Origin of the sequence: Aeromonas sp. 600886 (assembly GCF_049174935.1) — a bacterium.
In the GTDB taxonomy this organism is placed as follows: domain Bacteria; phylum Pseudomonadota; class Gammaproteobacteria; order Enterobacterales; family Aeromonadaceae; genus Aeromonas; species Aeromonas veronii_A.
Genome location: NZ_JAAKUB010000027.1, coordinates 47947 through 67854, shown reverse-complemented (window position 1 = coordinate 67854; position 19908 = coordinate 47947). Strand labels below are relative to the sequence as shown.

The 19908-nt window shown below is 57.3% G+C and carries 16 protein-coding genes; 9 read left to right on the top strand and 7 right to left on the bottom strand.

What is annotated here, in order from left to right; genetic code table 11:
* Positions 1–72: 72 nt before the first annotated feature.
* From yfaE to ubiG, 5 genes are all read right to left on the bottom strand, one after another.
* Positions 73–396, bottom strand: coding sequence for a class I ribonucleotide reductase maintenance protein YfaE (gene yfaE, locus G5179_RS17965; protein ID WP_421249835.1), 324 nt, complete (start codon positions 394–396; stop codon positions 73–75).
* Complete coding sequence (nrdB, locus tag G5179_RS17960) at positions 393–1526, bottom strand: class Ia ribonucleoside-diphosphate reductase subunit beta (RefSeq protein ID WP_216953550.1); 1134 nt, start codon at positions 1524–1526, stop codon at positions 393–395. Before nrdB ends, yfaE begins: the two co-directional genes overlap by 4 nt.
* An 80-nt stretch (positions 1527–1606) precedes the next feature.
* On the bottom strand, positions 1607–3874 hold the full coding sequence (nrdA, locus tag G5179_RS17955; RefSeq protein ID WP_421258845.1) for a class 1a ribonucleoside-diphosphate reductase subunit alpha: 2268 nt from the start codon (positions 3872–3874) through the stop codon (positions 1607–1609).
* Positions 3875–4496: 622 nt separating this feature from the next.
* Positions 4497–5192, bottom strand: coding sequence for an HAD family hydrolase (locus G5179_RS17950; RefSeq protein WP_421258844.1), 696 nt, complete (start codon positions 5190–5192; stop codon positions 4497–4499).
* Positions 5192–5908, bottom strand: coding sequence for a bifunctional 2-polyprenyl-6-hydroxyphenol methylase/3-demethylubiquinol 3-O-methyltransferase UbiG (ubiG, locus tag G5179_RS17945; protein ID WP_421258843.1), 717 nt, complete (start codon positions 5906–5908; stop codon positions 5192–5194). Before ubiG ends, G5179_RS17950 begins: the two co-directional genes overlap by 1 nt.
* Before the next feature lie 198 nt (positions 5909–6106).
* Here ubiG and gyrA point away from each other — a divergent pair, with 198 nt between their 5' ends.
* Positions 6107–8854, top strand: coding sequence for a DNA topoisomerase (ATP-hydrolyzing) subunit A (gene gyrA, locus G5179_RS17940; protein ID WP_216962815.1), 2748 nt, complete (start codon positions 6107–6109; stop codon positions 8852–8854).
* A 107-nt stretch (positions 8855–8961) separates the two neighbouring features.
* Here gyrA and G5179_RS17935 read toward each other — a convergent pair whose 3' ends face one another.
* On the bottom strand, positions 8962–10359 hold the full coding sequence (locus tag G5179_RS17935) for an alpha-amylase family protein (protein ID WP_421209059.1): 1398 nt from the start codon (positions 10357–10359) through the stop codon (positions 8962–8964).
* A gap of 261 nt (positions 10360–10620) precedes the next feature.
* Here G5179_RS17935 and G5179_RS17930 point away from each other — a divergent pair, with 261 nt between their 5' ends.
* Positions 10621–10776 carry a hypothetical protein gene (locus G5179_RS17930; RefSeq protein WP_421258842.1) on the top strand — a complete coding sequence of 52 codons (156 nt, stop codon included), beginning with the start codon at positions 10621–10623 and terminating at the stop codon, positions 10774–10776.
* Between the two features lie 179 nt (positions 10777–10955).
* On the opposite strand, the gene G5179_RS17925 is transcribed toward G5179_RS17930, so the two are convergent.
* Entirely contained in the window at positions 10956–12011 is a 1056-nt protein-coding gene (locus G5179_RS17925; protein ID WP_005336693.1) for a PA0069 family radical SAM protein, read from the bottom strand.
* A 173-nt stretch (positions 12012–12184) separates the two neighbouring features.
* Between G5179_RS17925 and G5179_RS17920 the strand changes: the two genes are divergently transcribed.
* The 7 genes from G5179_RS17920 to pheT all read left to right on the top strand — a co-directional run bounded on the left by G5179_RS17920 (position 12185) and on the right by pheT (position 19905).
* Positions 12185–12772: a tetratricopeptide repeat protein gene (locus tag G5179_RS17920; RefSeq protein WP_227342860.1), complete on the top strand. Its 588-nt coding sequence runs from the start codon at positions 12185–12187 to the stop codon at positions 12770–12772.
* A 233-nt stretch (positions 12773–13005) separates the two neighbouring features.
* Positions 13006–14934: a threonine--tRNA ligase gene (gene thrS, locus G5179_RS17915; protein ID WP_005336690.1), complete on the top strand. Its 1929-nt coding sequence runs from the start codon at positions 13006–13008 to the stop codon at positions 14932–14934.
* 21 nt (positions 14935–14955) lie between these two features.
* On the top strand, positions 14956–15486 hold the full coding sequence (infC, locus tag G5179_RS17910; protein WP_234923365.1) for a translation initiation factor IF-3: 531 nt from the start codon (positions 14956–14958) through the stop codon (positions 15484–15486).
* 86 nt (positions 15487–15572) lie between these two features.
* On the top strand, positions 15573–15770 hold the full coding sequence (gene rpmI / locus G5179_RS17905) for a 50S ribosomal protein L35 (RefSeq protein ID WP_005300673.1): 198 nt from the start codon (positions 15573–15575) through the stop codon (positions 15768–15770).
* A gap of 15 nt (positions 15771–15785) precedes the next feature.
* The gene (gene rplT / locus G5179_RS17900; protein WP_005300683.1) at positions 15786–16142 is read left to right on the top strand and encodes a 50S ribosomal protein L20; all 357 of its coding nucleotides are present in this window, start codon (positions 15786–15788) and stop codon (positions 16140–16142) included.
* Positions 16143–16521: 379 nt separating this feature from the next.
* Entirely contained in the window at positions 16522–17505 is a 984-nt protein-coding gene (gene pheS / locus G5179_RS17895; RefSeq protein ID WP_376901004.1) for a phenylalanine--tRNA ligase subunit alpha, read from the top strand.
* Between the two features lie 12 nt (positions 17506–17517).
* Entirely contained in the window at positions 17518–19905 is a 2388-nt protein-coding gene (pheT, locus tag G5179_RS17890) for a phenylalanine--tRNA ligase subunit beta (protein ID WP_058057678.1), read from the top strand.
* The last annotated feature ends 3 nt before the right edge of the window (positions 19906–19908 follow it).

Genomic DNA, 19908 nt, shown 5'->3' with positions numbered 1-19908 from the left:
GAAGAGACAAAAAAGCCGCCGGATTGCTCCGGCGGCTTTCTATTTTGTGCGAGTTGCCAGTCTGTGGCTGCGTCAGCTCTTCTGGATATCCAGCCGGATGGCGCCGACCGGTGTGCAGCAGCAGGGGAGGCACTCCCCCTGGGCGACAAATGCCAGCGGCACATTGGGGTAGTGCACCTTGCCAGCCATCAGCGGAGTGCGGCAGGCGCCGCAATAGCCGCTGCGACACTGGAACTCCACATGATGACCATGGCGCTCCAGGGTCTCCAACACACTTTCGCCGGGATGGGCGTGCAGCACGGCACCATCCCGGGTATGTACCCGTGGTGCCACGACCGCCTGCTGTTCGGCAGCAGCGTGCGGGGCAGGGGTCAGCGTGTTGGTGGCGTCACTCACAGCTCGAAATCACCCAGGTCATCGGCATTTACTTCGCTGTCGATCTGACCCACCAGATAGGAGCTGACCTCCACCTCTTGCGGGGCGACCTGCACGTTATCGGACGACAGCCAGGTGTTGATCCAGGGGATCGGGTTTTGCTTGGTGCCGGCAAAGGCTGGCTGCAGGCCGACCGCGGCCATCCGCAGGTTTGTGATGTACTCGACATACTGGCAGAGGATGTCTTTGTTCAGGCCGATCATGGAGCCGCCCTGGAACAGGTACTCGGCCCACTCTTTCTCTTGAATGGCGGCCTCTTTGAACAGGTCGAAACAGGCTTGCTCGCACTCCAGCGCGATCTCGGCCATCTCCGGGTCGTCCTGACCGCTGCGCATCAGATTCAGCATGTGCTGGGTGCCGGTCAGGTGCAGCGCTTCATCGCGGGCGATCATCTTGATGATCTTGGCGTTGCCTTCCATCAGTTCGCGCTCGGCGAAGGCAAAGGAGCAGGCGAAGCTGACGTAGAAGCGGATCGCTTCCAGCGCGTTGACGCTCATTAGGCAGAGATAGAGCTTCTTCTTGAGCTCGCGCAATGTGATGGTCACTTCGCGGCCCGCGACGGTGTGGGTACCTTCACCGTGCAGGTTGTAGAGGGCGGTCGCTTCGATCAGGTCGTCGTAGAAGTGGCTGATGGAGCCGGCGCGCTTCAGGATCTGCTCGTTGGTCACGATGTCGTCGAACACCTGGGCGGGGGTGTTGACGATATTGCGGATGATATGGGTGTAGGAGCGAGAGTGGATGGTCTCCGAGAACGCCCAGGTCTCAATCCAGGTTTCCAGCTCCGGAATGGAGACTAGCGGCAGCAGTGCCACGTTGGGGCTGCGCCCCTGAATGGAGTCCAGCAGGGTCTGGTACTTCAGGTTGGAGATGAAGATGTGCTGCTCGTGGGGGGGCAGGGCCTGATAGTCGATGCGATCACGGGAGACATCCACCTCTTCCGGGCGCCAGAAGAAGGAGAGTTGCTTTTCGATCAGCCGCTCGAACACTTCGTGCTTTTGCTGGTCATAACGGGCTACGTTGACCGATTGGCCAAAAAACATCGGCTCTTTGAGCTGGTCGTTTTGGGTTTGGCAGAAAGTTGAATAGGCCATGGTTACCAGAATGTCTGTATGGAGAAAACAGGAGAGCGGGAGCTTGTCGCTCCCGCCCGGTTATCAGATCTTGCCGTGACTTAGATTTTGCAAGCCCCGCCAGCACAACCGTCATCTTGCAGGTCGGTCTGGGTGTCGTCTGCACCATCACGGGTGTTGTGATAGTAGAGGGTCTTGAGGCCGTATTTGTAGGCGGTTAGCAAGTCCTTGAGCAGCTGCTTCATCGGCACCTTGTTGCCTTCGAAACGGGCCGGATCGTAGTTGGTGTTGGCGGAGATCGCCTGATCCACAAACTTCTGCATGATACCGACCAGCTGCAGGTAGCCGTCAACGCTCGGTTGCTTCCAGAGCAGTTCGTATTGATCTTTCAGGCGATCATACTCGGGCACTACCTGTTTGAGAATGCCGTCTTTGGACGCCTTGACCGAGACCAAACCGCGCGGCGGCTCGATACCGTTGGTGGCGTTGGAAATCTGGCTGGAGGTCTCGCTCGGCATCAGGGCGGTCAGGGTGGAGTTGCGCAGACCCACGGATTTGATCTCTTCGCGCAGGCTTTCCCAATCCAGATGCAGCGGCTCGTTGCACAGCGCATCCAGATCCTTCTTGTAGGTGTCGATCGGCAGAATGCCCTGGGCATAGGTGGTCTCGCCAAACAGCGGGCAGGGGCCGAATTCGCGGGCCAGCTGCACGGAGGCTTTCAGCAGGTAGTACTGGATCGCCTCGAAGGTGCGGTGAGTCAGCGCCAGACCGGAGCCATCAGAGTAGCGGGCACCGTTCTTGGCCAGGTAGTAGGCGTAGTTGATGACGCCGATACCCAGAGTACGGCGATCCATGCTGCCACGCTTGGCGGCGGCAATCGGGTAGTCCTGATAGTCGAGCAGGGCATCGAGGGCGCGCACGGCCAGATCCGCCATCTCTTCCAGATCTTCCAGTTTGTCGATGGCACCCAGGTTGAAGGCAGAGAGGGTGCACAGAGCGATCTCGCCGTTCTCGTCGTCGATGTTGTTGAGCGGCTTGGTCGGCAGCGCAATCTCGAGGCAGAGGTTGGACTGGCGTACCGGCGCGACGCTCGGGTCGAACGGGCTGTGGGTGTTGCAGTGATCCACGTTCTGGATGTAGATGCGACCGGTACCGGCACGCTCCTGCATCATCAGGGAGAAAAGGTCTACCGCTTTCAGAGTCTTCTTGCGAATGGCCGGATCCTGCTCGTACTTGACGTAGAGCTCTTCGAACTTGTCCTGATCGGCAAAGAAGGCATCGTACAGACCCGGCGCATCAGACGGGGAGAACAGAGTGATGTCACCGCCCTTGATGAGGCGCTGGTACATCAGCTTGTTGATCTGCACGCCGTAGTCCATGTGACGAACACGGTTCTCTTCCACGCCGCGGTTGTTCTTCAGTACCAGCAGGCTTTCCACTTCGGTGTGCCACAGCGGGTAGAACAGGGTGGCCGCACCGCCGCGCACGCCGCCCTGGGAGCAGCACTTCACGGCAGTCTGGAAGTATTTGTAGAAAGGAATGCAACCGGTGTGGAACGCTTCGCCGCCACGGATAGGGCTGCCCAGGCCGCGGATGCGACCGGCGTTGATGCCGATACCGGCGCGCTGGGAAACGTAACGCACGATGGAGCTAGCGGTGGCGTTGATCGAATCCAGGCTGTCATCGCATTCGATCAGTACGCAGGAGCTGAACTGACGGGTCGGGGTGCGCACGCCGCTCATGATCGGGGTCGGCAGGGAGATCTTGAAGGTCGAGACTGCATCATAGAAGCGCTTGATGTAGTCCAGACGGGTATCTTTCGGATACTTGGAGAAGAGGCAGGCCGCAACCAGCATATAGAGGAATTGCGGGCTCTCGTAGATCTCGCCGGTAACGCGGTTCTGGACCAGATATTTGCCTTCCAGCTGTTTGACTGCCGCGTAGGAGAAATCCATGTCGCGCCAGTGATCCAGATGGGTGTTCAGCTCTTCGAATTCGGCCTGGGTGTAGTCTTCCAGCAGGTGTTTGTCGTACTTGCCCATGTCCACCAGACGAGCCACGTGCTGGTAGAGGTGGGGCGGTTCGAACTGGCCGTAGGCCTTCTTGCGCAGGTGGAAGATAGCCAGACGGGCGGCCATGTACTGGTAGTCCGGGGTCTGCTCGGAGATGAGGTCAGCCGTCGCCTTGATGATGGTTTCGTGAATGTCTGCGGTACGGATACCGTCATAGAACTGGATGTGGGACTTGAGTTCCACCTGAGAGACCGACACGTTGTCCAGACCCTCGGCGGCCCAGTCCAGCACGCGGTGAATTTTATCCAGATCGATGGGTTCTTTGTGTCCGTTACGCTTCGTCACAAACAAGTTCATTGGCTGATGACCTTTAGTTGATTCCCGAAAAACCATCGCACAATGACACCACCCTTGCCCGGCGATGTGCAGGTATTGGGTAGAGATTGTGCGATGAATCACAAGATGTAGTGTTATTTTAAGTTCGAGCTACAAGATAGTGAGGTCAGCCCGCCATTGCAATGTGTGGATAAGTGACGAGCTGTGGATAAATTGTGAGTCTTGCGACCTCAGTTAGTGACCGCTCACAGTGAGCGGGTTTTCATTCGTCCGCTCCGCTAAATGCAAGTCTCCCGATCGAAGATGGAAAATTTAAATAACTTTTTTTGCTTGCGGAACAGGGTGCTTTTTACTAGCAAACGGCGGCTGATTATCCCTTATGCAATAAGGGTCAAAAGCTGTCCAGTTGTTCTAGCCGCGGGCTCAGCGTGGCAAGGGCTTTGCATCAGACGATGGGGTGTTGTGGCCGCTTTGTGACGGCTATGAGCTTGTCAAATGGGTATCCAACAGGCGGTAAGTTGCCTTTATTATCCATCAATAGAGGAGTGACGGTGGCGCAGGACGCGGGAGCGTAAAGGAAGAGATTCAGGGGGCGGAGAGTCTCTCCACCCCGTTATCGCATATCAGCCGGTAAGGCTGCGCGTTACGCATTGGCCGTCAACTCATAGCGCAGCCAGTGGTGCAGCGCCTGCACGGTATCAAAGTGCAGATCGGCGCCCCACTGGGCAGGATCTTCCTCATCATTGAGATAGCCCCAGCCAGCGACCGCAGTGCGCATGCCAGCATTGCGGCCCGCTTCGATGTCGCGCACATGATCCCCCACATAGAGGCAGTGAGCTGCTTCGACCCCCAGCTTCTCGCAGGCAAAATACATGGGGGCAGGGTCGGGCTTGCGTACCGGCAGGGTATCGGCGCTGACGGTGACGCCGCAGTTGGCAAGCTGTGGCAGAGCCGCCAGCAGCGGCTCGGTGAGAAAGCCCGGCTTGTTGGTGACTATGCCCCAGGGGAGCTGTTTCTCGTCGAGCCACTCGATAAGATCCACCATCCCCTCATAGGGGCGGGTACCGACGCAGAGATTGGCGGCGTAGTAGTCGAGCAGGGCATTGCGCAGGCGGGTGGCCCCCAACTCTTCCAGCAGATCGTCGCCGAGCCCCGCCCTGAGCAGCCCGAGGGCGCCGTGGGAGGTGGTCTGGCGAATGATCTCGTCAGAAAGCGGTGCAAAGCCTTCGCTTATCAGCACGTGATTGACGGCGGCCCCCAGATCCGGGGCTGTGTCGAGCAGGGTGCCATCCAGATCGAACAGCACGCAACGAAGAGGCAGCAGGTGAGAGGAGCTCATCAACCGTGCTCCGGGCGGACAAACTCCACCATATAGTTGACGTCGACATTTTTGCCGAGCTTGAACTGGTTGGTGAGGGGGGCGTAGTGGACGCCGCTCATGTCCCGCACCAGCAGGCCAGCTGCTTCCCCCATGCGACACAGTTCGGCCGGGGTGATGAATTTTTTGTGATCGTGGGTACCCTTGGGCACCATCTTCATCAGGTATTCGGCCCCGATGATCATCATCAGATAGGATTTGGGGTTGCGGTTGATGGTGGAGACGAACACCCGGCCGCCCGGGCGCACCAGGGTAGCGATGGCGCGCAGCACGGAGGCGGGGTCCGGCACATGCTCCAGCATCTCCATGCAGGTGACCACGTCATACTGGCCAGGTACTTCGGCGGCATGGGCTTCGGCAGTGATCTGGCGGTACTCGAGCTCGACACCCTGCTCAAGGGCGTGCAGGCGGGCGACGCCGAGGGGTTCCTTGCCCATGTCGATGCCGGTGACCTTGGCACCACGGCGGGCCATGCTCTCGGAGAGAATGCCGCCACCACATCCGATATCGAGAATGCGCTTGCCAAACAGACCGCCACTTTTGTCGGTGATCCAGTCAAGGCGTACCGGATTGATTTGATGCAGGGGTTTGAATTCACCTTCCATGTCCCACCAGCGGGAGGCGATGGCTTCAAACTTGGCGATTTCTATCAGATCGACATTGGCATCACTGTTCATTTTTCGAAGATCCTGTGGCAGGGCGCCCGCTTCTGAGTCATGGGCGCAATCTATTGTCCTGGCGGGCATTATAACGGACGGACTTTGTCACACCAGCCCGATCTGATACCCGATTTGTGGCTTAAGGTATTTGGCTCAGTGTGTTACCATGTCGCGCTGTTTAAGCCAAAGAACAACTAATTAGGGATAAGGCTTTCTATGAGCGATCTGGCCAGAGAGATCACGCCGGTCAACATCGAAGAAGAGCTCAAGAGTTCCTATCTTGATTACGCCATGAGCGTGATCGTAGGACGAGCTCTGCCGGATGTGCGTGATGGCTTGAAACCGGTTCACCGCCGCGTTCTGTTTGCTATGAACGAGTTGGGGAACGACTGGAACAAGCCCTATAAAAAATCGGCCCGTGTGGTCGGTGACGTAATCGGTAAATATCACCCGCACGGCGATAGCGCTGTGTATGACACCATTGTCCGGATGGCGCAGGATTTCTCCATGCGTTACATGCTGGTCGATGGTCAGGGCAACTTCGGTTCAGTCGACGGCGACAGCGCCGCGGCGATGCGTTATACCGAAGTGCGGATGGCCCGCATCTCCCACGAGCTGCTGGCTGATCTGGACAAAGAGACCGTGGACTGGGTGCCGAACTATGACGGCACCGAGATGATCCCGGCGGTCATGCCTACCAAGGTTCCCAACCTGCTGGTCAACGGCTCCTCCGGTATCGCGGTGGGCATGGCGACCAACATTCCGCCTCACAATCTCACCGAGATTGTCAATGGCTGCCTGGCGCTGATCGAAAATGGCGACCTCACCATTGACGAGCTGATGACCTACATCACCGGCCCGGATTTCCCCACCGGCGGCATTATCAACGGTCGTTCCGGCATCGTGCAGGCGTACCGTACCGGTCGTGGCTCCATCTATGTGCGGGCCAAAGCTGAAGTGGAAGTGGACGAGAAGACCAGTCGCGAGACCATCATCGTTCACGAGATCCCCTATCAGGTGAACAAGGCTCGACTGATCGAGAAGATCGCCGAGCTGGTCAAAGAGAAGAAGATAGAGGGCATCAGTGCCCTGCGCGATGAGTCTGACAAAGACGGCATGCGCATCGTTATCGAGATCAAGCGCGGCGAGTCCGGCGAGATTGTGCTGAACAATCTCTACAAGCACACCCAGATGCAGACCACGTTCGGCATCAACATGGTGGCGCTCGATAACAACCAGCCCAAGGTGATGAACCTTAAAGAGATCCTTGATGCGTTCCTGCTGCACCGCCGTGAAGTGGTGACTCGCCGGACCGTGTTCGAACTGCGCAAGGCGCGGGATCGGGCGCACATTTTGGAAGGTCTGGCGGTTGCGCTGGCCAACATTGATCCCATCATCGAGCTGATCCGTCACAGCGCGACCCCGGCCGACGCGAAAGCGGGCTTGGTTGCCAAGGGCTGGGAACTCGGCAACGTGGCCGCCATGCTGGAAAAAGCGGGCGACGACGCGGCACGGCCAGAGTGGCTGGAGCCCGAGTTCGGTATCCGTGAAGGTCAATACTTCCTGACCGAACAACAAGCCCAGGCCATCCTTGACCTGCGTCTGCACAAGCTGACCGGCCTTGAGCACGAGAAGATCCTGGAAGAGTACCAATCTCTGCTGGACCTGATCGCCGAGCTGCTGCACATCCTGGCGAGCCCGGCTCGTCTGATGGAAGTGATCCGCGATGAACTGCTGGCTGTACGCGAGCAGTATGGCGACGAGCGTCGCACCGAGATCAGCATGTCCAGTGCCGAGATCAACATCGAAGATCTGATCACCCCGGAAGACGTGGTGGTCACCCTGTCTCACCAGGGCTATGTGAAGTATCAGCCGCTCTCCGACTACGAGGCCCAGCGCCGCGGTGGTCGTGGCAAGTCGGCCACCCGGATCAAGGAAGAGGACTTTGTGGAGCGTCTGCTGGTGGCCAACACCCACGACACCATTCTGTGCTTCTCCACCCGTGGCAAGGTCTACTGGCTCAAGGTTTACCAGCTGCCGGAAGCATCCCGTGGCGCCCGTGGTCGTCCGATCATCAACCTGCTGCCGCTGGAAGAGGGTGAGCGTATCACCGCTATCCTGCCGGTGAAGGAATATGACGCCGAGAAGTATGTCTTCTTCGCCACCGCCAACGGTACCGTGAAGAAGACCAGCCTCTCTGACTTCAGCCGTCCGCTCTCCTCCGGTATCCGCGCCATCAACCTCAAAGAGGGTGATGAGCTGATCGGGGTGGATATCACCGATGGCAGCAACGAGATCATGCTCTTCTCCGATGCGGGTAAAGTCGTTCGCTTCGCGGAAGGCAGCGGTCGCGCTGATGCCGATGTCAGCGATGACGTTGAAACCGACGACGATGCTGGCAACGACGATGATGGTAGCGACAACGGCGAAGGCACCGAAAGCAAGGGTACCTTCAAGGGTGTGCGTCCCATGGGTCGTACCGCAGCCGGTGTCCGTGGCATCAAGCTGGGCGCCGGTGACAAGGTGGTTTCCCTCATCGTTCCGCGCGGCGAAGGTGCCATCCTCACCGCCACCGAGAACGGTTACGGCAAGCGGACTGCGTTGGCCGAATACCCGACCAAGAGCCGTGGTACCCAAGGCGTTATCTCCATCAAGGTGGATGAGCGCAATGGCAAGGTGATCGATGCGATCCAGGTCGAAGATACCGACCAGATCATGCTGATCACCAACGGCGGTACCCTGGTGCGTACCCGTGTTGCCGAGGTGAGCGTCATTGGCCGTAACACCGGCGGTGTCCGTCTGATCCGTACCGGTGAAGACGAGACCGTGGTTGGCCTGCAGCGTATCGCCGAGAGCGACGAAGACGAGAACGACGCTTTGGCCGTTGACGGTGAGGTATCTGAAGGTACCGATACCGTGACCGGCACTGATGCGGTCGATGCTGGGGAAGCGGGCGACGAGTAATCGTCACCAGTTACCCGAGCAACGTCCCTGAGCAAAAAGAGCGACCCAGGTGGTCGCTCTTTTTATTTATTTGCATTTTATGACTCTACGCTGCTCTTACGGCTGGCTCACTCCTGCAGCCACATTCTGGCGCTGCGGGCGGGAATGGCGACCCGTAACCACTGGCTCTGCACATTGACCACGGCACCTTGGTCGAGCACGTCACGATAGTTGCGATACCAGTTCATCTCGAACTTGGCGGTATCGAGCCAATACTCCTGCTCATAGTCGCACTTGTTTATGCCGACCAGCCCCTGTTTGCCCCGTTTGAACAGCACGAAGCAGTCACCGCTGCCGATCAGCTGCATGGGTTGACCCTGCACCGTATTGTGGAAGCGGATCATCTCCTTGAGATCGGCGCGCTGGTAGTAATCCTGCCAGCGCAGTCCATCCTTGGCCTGGGTTTCGCCGTGATCCGAATAGACCAGTGGCGAGCCACCATCGCGGCCGAGCAGGTAGGCATAGGCCAGCTTCTCGTCAGTCTGGCTCAGGATCTGATAGCGGAAGCCGTCGTTGGTGGGGATGTCGTGGGTCACGGCAAAGGTGACGGCACGACTGCCCGGTAGCGCCTGACCATAGGCGCCCGGATCCGCCAGCAGGTTCATGCTGCCACCGTAACTGAAGGCACCGCGCAGGGAGGCAAACAGCGGAAAGTCATAGGCTCCCTGGCCGCTGCTGTCGAGGTAGGGTTTGAGGAAGCGCTCGTAATCGGTGCTGCCTGCGCCCCCTGTGGTGATCACCTCGCCAAAGACATGCATCCCCTGTTTGATCTCGGGGGTGAACACGGCATTGATCTGGTAATCGCTCATGTGTTTGACCGCATCGACCCGAAAACCCTTGATCCCCATCCCCTTAAGCGCCTTGAGATAGGCCTGTTGCTGGCTCACTACCCAGTTGTTGGGATCCAGATCCGGCAGCCCCTTGTCACCGGCACCACCACAGAGTCGCCAATACTGGACATGACCCGGATCGCTCCAGTCGCTAATGCACCCTTCGGGATGAAAATCCTGACCGGAGAGGAAGTTTTGCCCGAGATCGCCAAACAGTTTCTGGCGCTCGAAATAGGCCGGGTTGCTGGCGTAGCTTTGCAGCAGCTCGTTGCCGGGATAGTTGAGATCGCTGCGTTTCCAGCTTTCGTTGGCCATGTGGTTGAGCACCACATCGGCATAGACGGCGATACCTCGCGCCTTCATGGCGGCGATCAGCTGCTCGAGATCCTGCTTGTTGCCAAGAGGGGAGTCGACAAGACGCAGATCCTGCGGCTGGTAACGAGCCCACCACTCGTTGCCTGATGACTTGAGAGGTGGTGAGATGAGTACCTGTTTGTAACCGGCTGACTTGATAAGATCGGCTTTGGCGGTCACTTCACTGTACTTCCAGTTGAAGGCGTGCAGTATGACGTCGGCGTGCGCCAAGGGGGCGATCAGCATGCCTGCGATCGCCCATATTCCCGCTGTGTGTTTCATTATTGTGTCCCTGTTTTTATAGATGCCTGAATGGGCAACTCAGCTTTGGCGGGAACAGAGTGAGCTGCAATCAACAACCTGCAGATTTGTGACCGCTTTCAGTATGATTTCGCCGAATATGTGAACTGTTTCGGCTTTTCCTCGCCACCGCCAGTTGCTTTTTACAAGTGATTTTTTTGTCATTTCCCTGTCATTCCCAGCCGCTATCCTGCCAGGCGAGTGGTGCGTTGTTGCCATCACCTTCACCGTCAGGAGCTGCATATGACCAGTTGGATCACGTGGGAAATTTGGTGGAGCCGGGTATGGGGCGAGTCAGAGGTGCCGCTGTATGAAGAGGATGAGTACGAAGTGGCTCATGAACCCTCGCGACTACCGGTTGAAATGGTGCAGCAGGGTCGGGATCAGCGCGCAGGCTAAGGCGCTAACACAGCCTTTACCGGATTGCGCGATCTTGTGGCGACATGGCTACTTCGTTGGCCAATTTGGAAAATTAGGAAAGCGGGTTTTCCACAGGATGTATCGCGGCATATCTTCCTCTCGACCTCTTGGCAGGCAAGGGCTCTGTGCCTGATGCGTGAAGGGCGTGAGCAGGGGGATTAGAAGAGCGACAGCTGCTCCCCGGGGCGGATAAACCCATCCAGCCTGAGCTGAATATGGCGTTTGCCCAGATCAAGTCGTTTGCTGATAAGGCGAAAGCGCTGGGCCAGCAGATCGGCAAAGTGCCCCTCACCGCGCATGCGGGTACCGAAGGCGGTACTGTTGAGCCCGCCACCGCGGCTGGCTCGCAACTGATTCAAAATAGCCTCCTTCTGGCCCGGATAGTGGGTATCGAGCCAGTCACCAAATAGCGGCGCCAGCTCGTGGGGCAGGCGCAGCAGAATGTAATCGGCGCAGCTGGCGCCAGCCTCGGCAGCCGATTTGATGATCTGCTCCAGCTCCGGCTCATTGAGCCGCGGGATCATGGGGGCGGCCAATACCCCCACCTGTATACCAGCGTTGGCCAGCTTTTCGATCACTTTCAAGCGGCCGGTGCCCGTGCTGGCGCGGGGCTCCAGCTGTCGCCGCAGGGTTTCGTTCAAGGTCGTCACCGATACCATCACCTGACACAGTCCCTCTCTGGCCAGCTCGGTCAACAGATCGAGGTCGCGCAAGATCATGGCGCTCTTGGTAATGAGTCCGACCGGATGGCGGTGGGCCAGCATCACTTCCAGCAACTGCCGGGTGAGGCGATAGCGCTGCTCGATGGGTTGATAGGGGTCGGTATTGGCGCCAATGAAGATGGTCTGTGGCTGATAGGCCGGTTTGGCAAACTCCCGACGCAGCAGATCGGCTGCATTGCGTTTGGCAAACAGCTTGCTCTCGAAATCAAGACCAGGGGAGAGTTCCAGATAGGCGTGACTGGGTCTGGCATAGCAGTAGATGCAGCCGTGTTCGCACCCCTGATAGGGGTTGATGGAGCGACCAAAGGGGACATCCGGCGAGCTGTTGTAGCTGATGATACTGCGTGCATCGATCTCCCGCACCTCGGTGCCAGGCACAGAAGAAGTGAAGGCGGCATCCCAATCGGACGATTGCCAGCCGTCATCGACCGCTTCGACAAGGGGGCCGCTAAAACGGTGATCGATATTGTTGGGGCTGCCTCGTCCTGCCATGGTGTGCACCGACACTGTTTATACATACAGTTATTTTGCAGGTACCCCGGATAAATGACAACAACTGCTGATCGACCGGGTGCAAAAAGGGTTGTCGTAGGGATCTCTTGCTTGATCGCAACGCTACATTTCGTTTACATAGACGAAATGAGAACTGGATCACGGAAATCATCATGAGCCCTACCACTTCCCGTTGGCTGTTTATCGGTCTGTTTGCGCTGGTTATCTGGCGTCTGCTTCCGCTCTCCACCGAGCAGGAGATGGCTGCCGCCAACCGTGCCTGGCGTACCGGTCACTTTGATGAGGCGACCCGGATCTGGTCGCCACTGGCCGATCAAGGCCAACCTCGGGCGCAAGCCCTGATGGGCTGGAGTCATGAGGTGGGGCAGGGGAGCGAGCAGGATATCCATCAGGCCATCAGCCTCTATCGCCAGTCGGCGCAGGCAGGAGATCCCTTCGGCCAATATCGGCTGGCAGAGCTCTATCTGCGCGGTGTCGGGGTCAAGCGAGATCTGCGCCAAGCCTTTCACTGGATGGAGCAGGCTGCCCGCAATGGTGATGTCCCGGCCATGCTGAAAGTCGGTGTGCTTCATCTGATGGGGGTCAGCGGCAGGGTCGATCTGGCTCAGGCGAAACAGTGGCTCTATCAGGCGGCACAAAAGGGCAACAAGCTGGCGCTTCAGGTGCTGCAAGAGCTGGCGCTGGCAGAGGAGGGGAGCAGTGACTTTGACTTCAACTGGCAATCCCTGCTTGGCGAATAGTCGGTAGGCGACTCATTTGACTGTAGAAAATATCTGCAAATCCGATACAGCACGCCCGACTTCTGGTAGCATGGGGGCCGTTTTGGCTTGGTTTGTCATGTTAGACATGCTGTTTGCGTGTCAGGCCGTCTTCGCAAAGTGCTGTGGAGAACCAGAACATCACCTTTTTGAATCTCTTTTCCATCCCGCATGTGACCTTTGGTAGGGGTCACCACTGTATAAGGAAACACATAATGCCAATCATTACTCTGCCTGACGGCAGCCAACGTCAATTTGCCCACTCTGTTTCCGTCATGGATGTGGCTGCGGACATCGGTCCCGGTCTCGCCAAGGCGTGCATTGCCGGTCGGGTAAACGGTGAACTGGTGGATGCATGCGAGCTGATCGAAGCCGATGCTGCGCTGGCCATCATCACCGCCAAAGACGAAGAAGGTCTGGACATCCTGCGCCACTCCTGCGCTCACTTGCTGGGTCATGCTATCAAGCAACTCTGGCCCCAGACCAAGATGGCCATCGGTCCTGTCATCGACAACGGCTTCTACTATGACGTTGATCTTGACCGTACCCTGACCGATGAAGATCTGGCTGCCCTGGAAGAGCGCATGCTGGCGCTGGTAGCCAAGGATTACGACGTCATCAAGAAGAAAGTCTCCTGGCAAGAAGCGCGCGATGTATTCGAGGCGCGCGGCGAGTCTTACAAAGTCGAAATCCTGGATCAGAACATTGCCCGTGATGACCAGCCAGGTCTCTATCATCACGAAGAGTACATCGACATGTGTCGCGGCCCGCACGTGCCCAACATGCGTCACTGCCACCACTTCAAGTTGCTGAAGATGTCCGGCGCCTACTGGCGTGGCGACTCCAACAACAAGATGCTGCAGCGTATCTACGGTACTGCCTGGGCTGACAAGAAGCAGCTCAAGGCTTATCTGCAGCGTCTGGAAGAGGCCGCCAAGCGCGACCACCGCAAGATCGGCAAGCAGCTCGACCTGTATCACATGCAGGAAGAAGCACCCGGTATGGTGTTCTGGCACAACGATGGCTGGACCATCTTCCGTGAGCTGGAAACCTTTATCCGCGGCAAGCTCAAAGAGTACGACTATCAGGAAGTGAAAGGTCCGTTCATGATGGACCGCGTCCTGTGGGAGCGTTCAGGTCACTGGGAGAAGTATGCCCAGGCCATGTTCACCACCCAGTCCGAAAACCGCGAGTACGCCATCAAGCCGATGAACTGCCCGGGTCACGTCCAGATCTTCAACCAGGGTCTGAAGTCCTACCGCGATCTGCCGCTGCGGATGGCCGAGTTTGGTTCCTGCCACCGCAACGAGCCGTCCGGTTCCCTGCACGGTCTGATGCGGGTGCGCGGTTTCACTCAGGATGACGCTCACATCTTCTGTACCGAAGAGCAGATCATGGAAGAGGTCTCCGGCTGTATTCGTATGGTCTATGACGTCTACGGTACCTTTGGCTTCGAGAACATCGTGGTCAAGCTCTCCACTCGTCCCGAGCAGCGTATCGGCTCTGACGAGATGTGGGATCGCGCCGAGAAAGCGCTGGCCGAAGCGCTGGAGCTCAACGGTCTGAAGTACGATTTGCAGCCGGGTGAAGGGGCGTTCTACGGTCCAAAAATTGAATTTACCCTGCACGATTGCCTTGATCGTGCGTGGCAATGTGGTACCGTGCAGCTCGACTTTGCCCTGCCTGGTCGTCTGGGTGCCACTTATGTGGGCGAAAACAACGATCGTCATGTACCCGTGATGATCCACCGGGCCATCTTGGGTTCTATCGAGCGCTTCATCGGTATTCTGACTGAAGAGTACGCCGGTCTGTTCCCGACCTGGTTGGCTCCGACTCAGGCTGTGGTCATGAATATCACGGACAATCAGGCCGATTATGCGGTGAAAGTAGCCAAAGCATTGAATGATGCGGGCCTTCGCGCAAAAGCGGACTTGAGAAATGAGAAGATTGGCTTTAAAATCCGCGAGCATACTTTGAAGCGAGTACCTTTCATGCTGGTCTGCGGCGATAAAGAAGTTGAAGCCGGTAAGATTGCAGTACGGACTCGTAAAGGGGCTGACCTGGGCACTTATCCTGTTGAAGAGTTCATCGCTCTGCTGACCCAGGAAGTTCAGACCCGCGGACAAAAGAAAGTGGAGGAATAAGCTATAAAAGGCGGAAAAAAACTGGGCAAGCAACCGCAAGCCCGCGCTCACCGGATCAATGAAGAGATCCGTCTGAAAGAAGTTCGTTTGGCTGGTCTGGATGGCGAAGCTCTTGGCATCGTCTCTATCCAGGAAGCACTGAACTTGGCCGCAGAGGCCGAAGTGGATCTGGTCGAGATCAGTCCGAACGCCGAGCCGCCCGTTTGCCGGATCATGGATTACGGCAAATTCCTCTACGAAAAGAGCAAAACCACCAAAGAACAGAAGAAAAAGCAGAAAGTCGTCCAGGTCAAGGAGATTAAATTCCGTCCTGGCACTGACGAAGGCGACTATCAGGTAAAACTACGCAACCTGGTTCGCTTTCTGGAAGACGGGGACAAGGCTAAGGTCACCCTGCGCTTCCGTGGTCGTGAAATGGCACACCAGGATCTTGGTATCAAGGTTCTTGAGCGCGTCAAGAACGATCTGGAAGAGTTAGCCGTAGTCGAATCGTTCCCGAAAGTCGAAGGCCGTCAAGCTGTGATGGTCCTCGCACCTAAGAAGAAATCTTAAGGCCCACAAGAAATTGACTCATGGGGCTCGCTCCATGAGTCGGTTCGCCTTGCGATTTTGTTGTCACTCACAATGCGGAGTATGAAATGCCGAAGATGAAAACCAACCGGGGCGCCGCAAAGCGCTTCAAGAAGACTGGCTCAGGTCGCTTCAAGTGCAAGCACAACCACCTGCGTCACATCCTGACCAAGAAGAGCAGTAAGCGTAAGCGTCAGCTGGGACCGAAGTTCTTTGTTTCCGCTGCCGACCACAAACGTGTTGTCGCTTGTCTGCCGTACGCATAAGGGGGGATGTGAAAAATGCCAAGAGTTAAACGTGGTGTGACTGCTCGTGCTCGTCACAAGAAAGTAATGAAAGCCGCCAAGGGTTACTACGGCGCCCGTTCCCGTGTTTACCGCGTAGCGGTACAAGCGGTAACCAAAGCTGGTCAGTATGCCTACCGTGACCGTCGCCAGAAAAAGCGTCAATTCCGTCAGCTGTGGATTGCGCGTATCAACGCTGCTGCCCGTCAGAACGGTCTGTCCTACAGCCGTCTGATCAACGGTCTGAAGAAGGCTTCTATCGAGATCGATCGCAAGATCCTCTCCGATATCGCCGTTCACGACAAGCTGGCTTTCACCGCCCTGGTTGAAAAAGCTAAAGCAGCTCTGGTCTAATTCCAGCACTGTTATAAAAAATAAAGGAGGCTCAGGCCTCCTTTTTTGTATCTGTCATTCACGGTTTTACATCACGTTTTTCTTTCTCCCGTCCACGTTTTGTCCACTGTTTTACACGCGCTACAGTTTTCTCCATACAAAGTGACATGTGGGAGATCACTAGTTCTATAAATGGATTGTATGCCAACAAACTATGTCTTTATTCAACTATTTCAAGAGTGACGGTAAATCGATGAGACTCGCTTGATATAACAAAATGATTTGTAGGGAGAAAAGCCCACCTTAACTATGGTCAGCGAAGGGGCTTTTTTTGTATTATTCCACTCTTGACCTTATTTAGCCTAAAGGCTCCTGTACCGGGAGTGGTGACGAGGAAGACATGCAACAGCTTGAAGAAGTAGTCGGCCAAGCCAGAGCCGAAATTGAGGGCGTGAGCGATATCGCGACCCTCGACGAAATCCGGGTCAAATATCTGGGTAAAAAGGGCTTTTTTACCGAGCAGATGAAGGGCCTGGGTGCCTTGTCTGCCGAAGAGCGTCCCGCCGCGGGCGCCGTGATCAACCAGGCAAAACAGCAGGTTCAGGATGCGCTGAACGAGCGTCGTGAAGCGCTCGAAGCTGCCGTGCTGAACCAGAAGCTGGCCGCCGAGACCATCGATGTCAGCCTGCCGGGCCGTCGCATTGAGAATGGTGGTCTGCATCCTGTAACCCGCACCATCGAGCGCATTGAGCGCCTGTTTGGCGAGATGGGCTTCAAGGTTGCCCGTGGTCCCGAGATTGAAGATGGCTTCCACAACTTCGATGCACTGAACATTCCGGCTCATCACCCGGCGCGTACCGATCACGATACCTTCTACTTCAATCCTGATCTGATGCTGCGTACCCACACCTCGGGCGTGCAGATCCGTACCATGGAGCATCAGCAGCCGCCGATCCGCATCATTGCACCGGGCCGCGTCTATCGTAACGACTACGACATGACCCATACCCCGATGTTCCATCAGGTTGAAGGTCTGCTGGTTGACGAGCATGCCAGCTTTACCGAGCTGAAGGGCATTCTGCACGACTTCCTGCGCAACTACTTCGAGGAAGACCTGACCATTCGCTTCCGTCCTTCCTATTTCCCGTTCACCGAGCCGAGCGCCGAAGTAGACGTGATGGGCAAGAATGGCAAGTGGCTGGAAGTGCTGGGCTGCGGCATGGTTCACCCGAACGTACTGCGTTCGGTCGGCATAGATCCGGAAAAATACTCCGGCTTTGCCTTCGGCATGGGCGTTGAGCGCCTGACCATGCTGCGTTACGGGGTCAACGACCTGCGTGCCTTCTTCGAAAACGACCTGCGCTTCCTCAAGCAGTTCAAGTAAGGGCGAGAGAACATGAAATTCAGTAAATCCTGGGTGATGGAGTGGGTCCGCACCGAGTTGAGTGACAATGCGCTGGCCGAGCAGATCACCATGGCCGGTCTGGAAGTGGACGCCGTGGAAGCAGTTGCCGGCCAGTTCAACAATGTGGTGGTGGGTGAAGTGGTCGAGTGCGCCCAGCATCCTGACGCCGACAAGCTGCGGGTGACCAAGGTCAACGTGGGTGAAGCCGAGCTGCTGGACATCGTCTGTGGCGCGCCGAACTGCCGTCAGGGCCTGAAAGTGTGTGTGGCCAAAGTAGGGGCGACCCTGCCGGGTGATTTCACTATCAAGAAAGCCAAGCTGCGTGGCCAGCCGTCTCACGGCATGCTTTGCTCTTTCAGCGAGCTGGGTATCGACGTTGAAGCCGATGGCATCATCGAGCTGCCGGCCGATGCCCCCATCGGTACCGATATTCGCGACTACCTCAATCTGAACGACGTCTCCATCGATGTGGATCTGACTCCGAACCGTGCCGATTGCCTCGGTATCGCCGGTCTGGCTCGTGAAATTGGCGTGCTCAACAGCGTGGACGTGGTCGAGCCGACCTGGACACCAGCTGTTGCTACCATTGATGCAACTTTCCCGATCCGGGTTGAAGCGCCGGCTGATTGCCCCCGTTATCTGGGGCGCGTCATCAAGGGGCTGAACCTGCAGGCCCAGAGCCCGCTTTGGATGCAAGAGAAGCTGCGCCGTGGCGGCATTCGCTCCATCGACGCTATCGTCGATATCACCAACTACCTGCTGCTGGAATTCGGTCAGCCGATGCATGCCTTCGATCTGGCGACGCTTGAAGGGGAACTGGTGGTGCGTCGTGCCCACGCCGATGAGCCGATGACCCTGCTCGATGGCAACGAAGTGAAGCTCAAAGAGACCACCCTGGTGATTGCCGATGCCAAAGGTCCTGCCTGCATGGCCGGTATCTTCGGCGGCAACCGCACCGGTGTATCCGAGACCACTACCGACATCCTGCTGGAGTGTGCCTTCTTCGCGCCGCTCTCCATCACAGGTCGTGCCCGTGCTTACGGTCTGCACACCGACTCTTCCCATCGCTTCGAGCGCGGGGTTGATCCGGAGCTGCAAGCCAAGGTGATGGACCGTGCAACTCGCCTGCTGCTGGATATCTGCGGCGGCGAAGCGGGTCCGGTCATCGAGGTCAAATCCGATGCCCATCTGCCGAAAGCGGCACCCATCAAGCTGCGTCGCAGCAAGCTCGACAAGGTGATCGGTATCAGCGTGGCTGACGCTCAGGTGGTCGAGATCCTGACTCGCCTTGGCATGCAGGTTACTGTGGATGCTGACGGTTGGACTGCGCTGGCACCCTCCTGGCGTTTCGATATCGCCATCGAGGAAGACCTCATCGAGGAAGTGGCTCGCATCTACGGCTACAACAACATCCCGAACCTGAAACCCGCTGCCTCCTTGGCGATGGTGGAGCAGGCAGAAGGGCAGGTGACCCTGAAGCGCGTGCGCGACCTGCTGGTTGACCGCGGTTTCCAGGAAGCGATCACCTACAGCTTCGTCGATCCCAAGACCCAGCAAACCCTGTTCCCGCAGAGCGATGCCATCGTACTGCCGAACCCGATCTCGGTCGAGATGTCCGCCATGCGCGTCTCTCTGTTCCCGGGTCTAGTGCAGGCCGTTGTTTACAATCAGAACCGTCAGCAGCCGCGTGTGCGTCTGTTTGAACAGGGTCTGCGTTTCATCAAGGATGAAAGCGCCGAGAATGGCATCCGTCAGGAGCCGATGCTGGCCGGTATCATCACTGGCAACCAGAGCGACGAGCACTGGGACATCAAAACCCGCGCAGCCGACTTCTTTGATTTGAAAGGGGATCTGGAAGCGGTGCTGGATTTGACCGCCGAAGGGGCCACCTTTACCTTCGAGCGCACCGAGCACAGCGCCCTGCACCCGGGCCAGAGCGCAGCCATCCTGCGTAATGGCGAGATCATCGGCCACATCGGTGTGATCCACCCGAGCCTCGAGAAGAAGCTGGGCCTCAAGAGCCGCGCGGTGATGTTTGAGCTGGAGCTGGACAAGCTGACCCCGGCCAAGGTGCCTGTGGCAGCCGAAGTTTCCAAGTTCCCGGCGAACCGTCGCGACATCGCCGTCGTGGTCGATCGTCAGGTTCTGGCAGGTGATGTGCTTGCGGTAATTAAAAAAGTTGGCGGAAATCAGGTAGTTGGAATAAACTTGTTTGACGTATACCAGGGTGCTGGTATGGCAGAGGACAAGAAGAGCCTGGCCATCAGTCTTGTATTGCAAGACACCCAGCGCACCCTGGAGGAGAAAGAGATTGCCGAGACCGTAGACAATGTCGTGCGGGCCCTTGGTGAAGAGTTGAATGCATCCTTGAGGGATTGATCT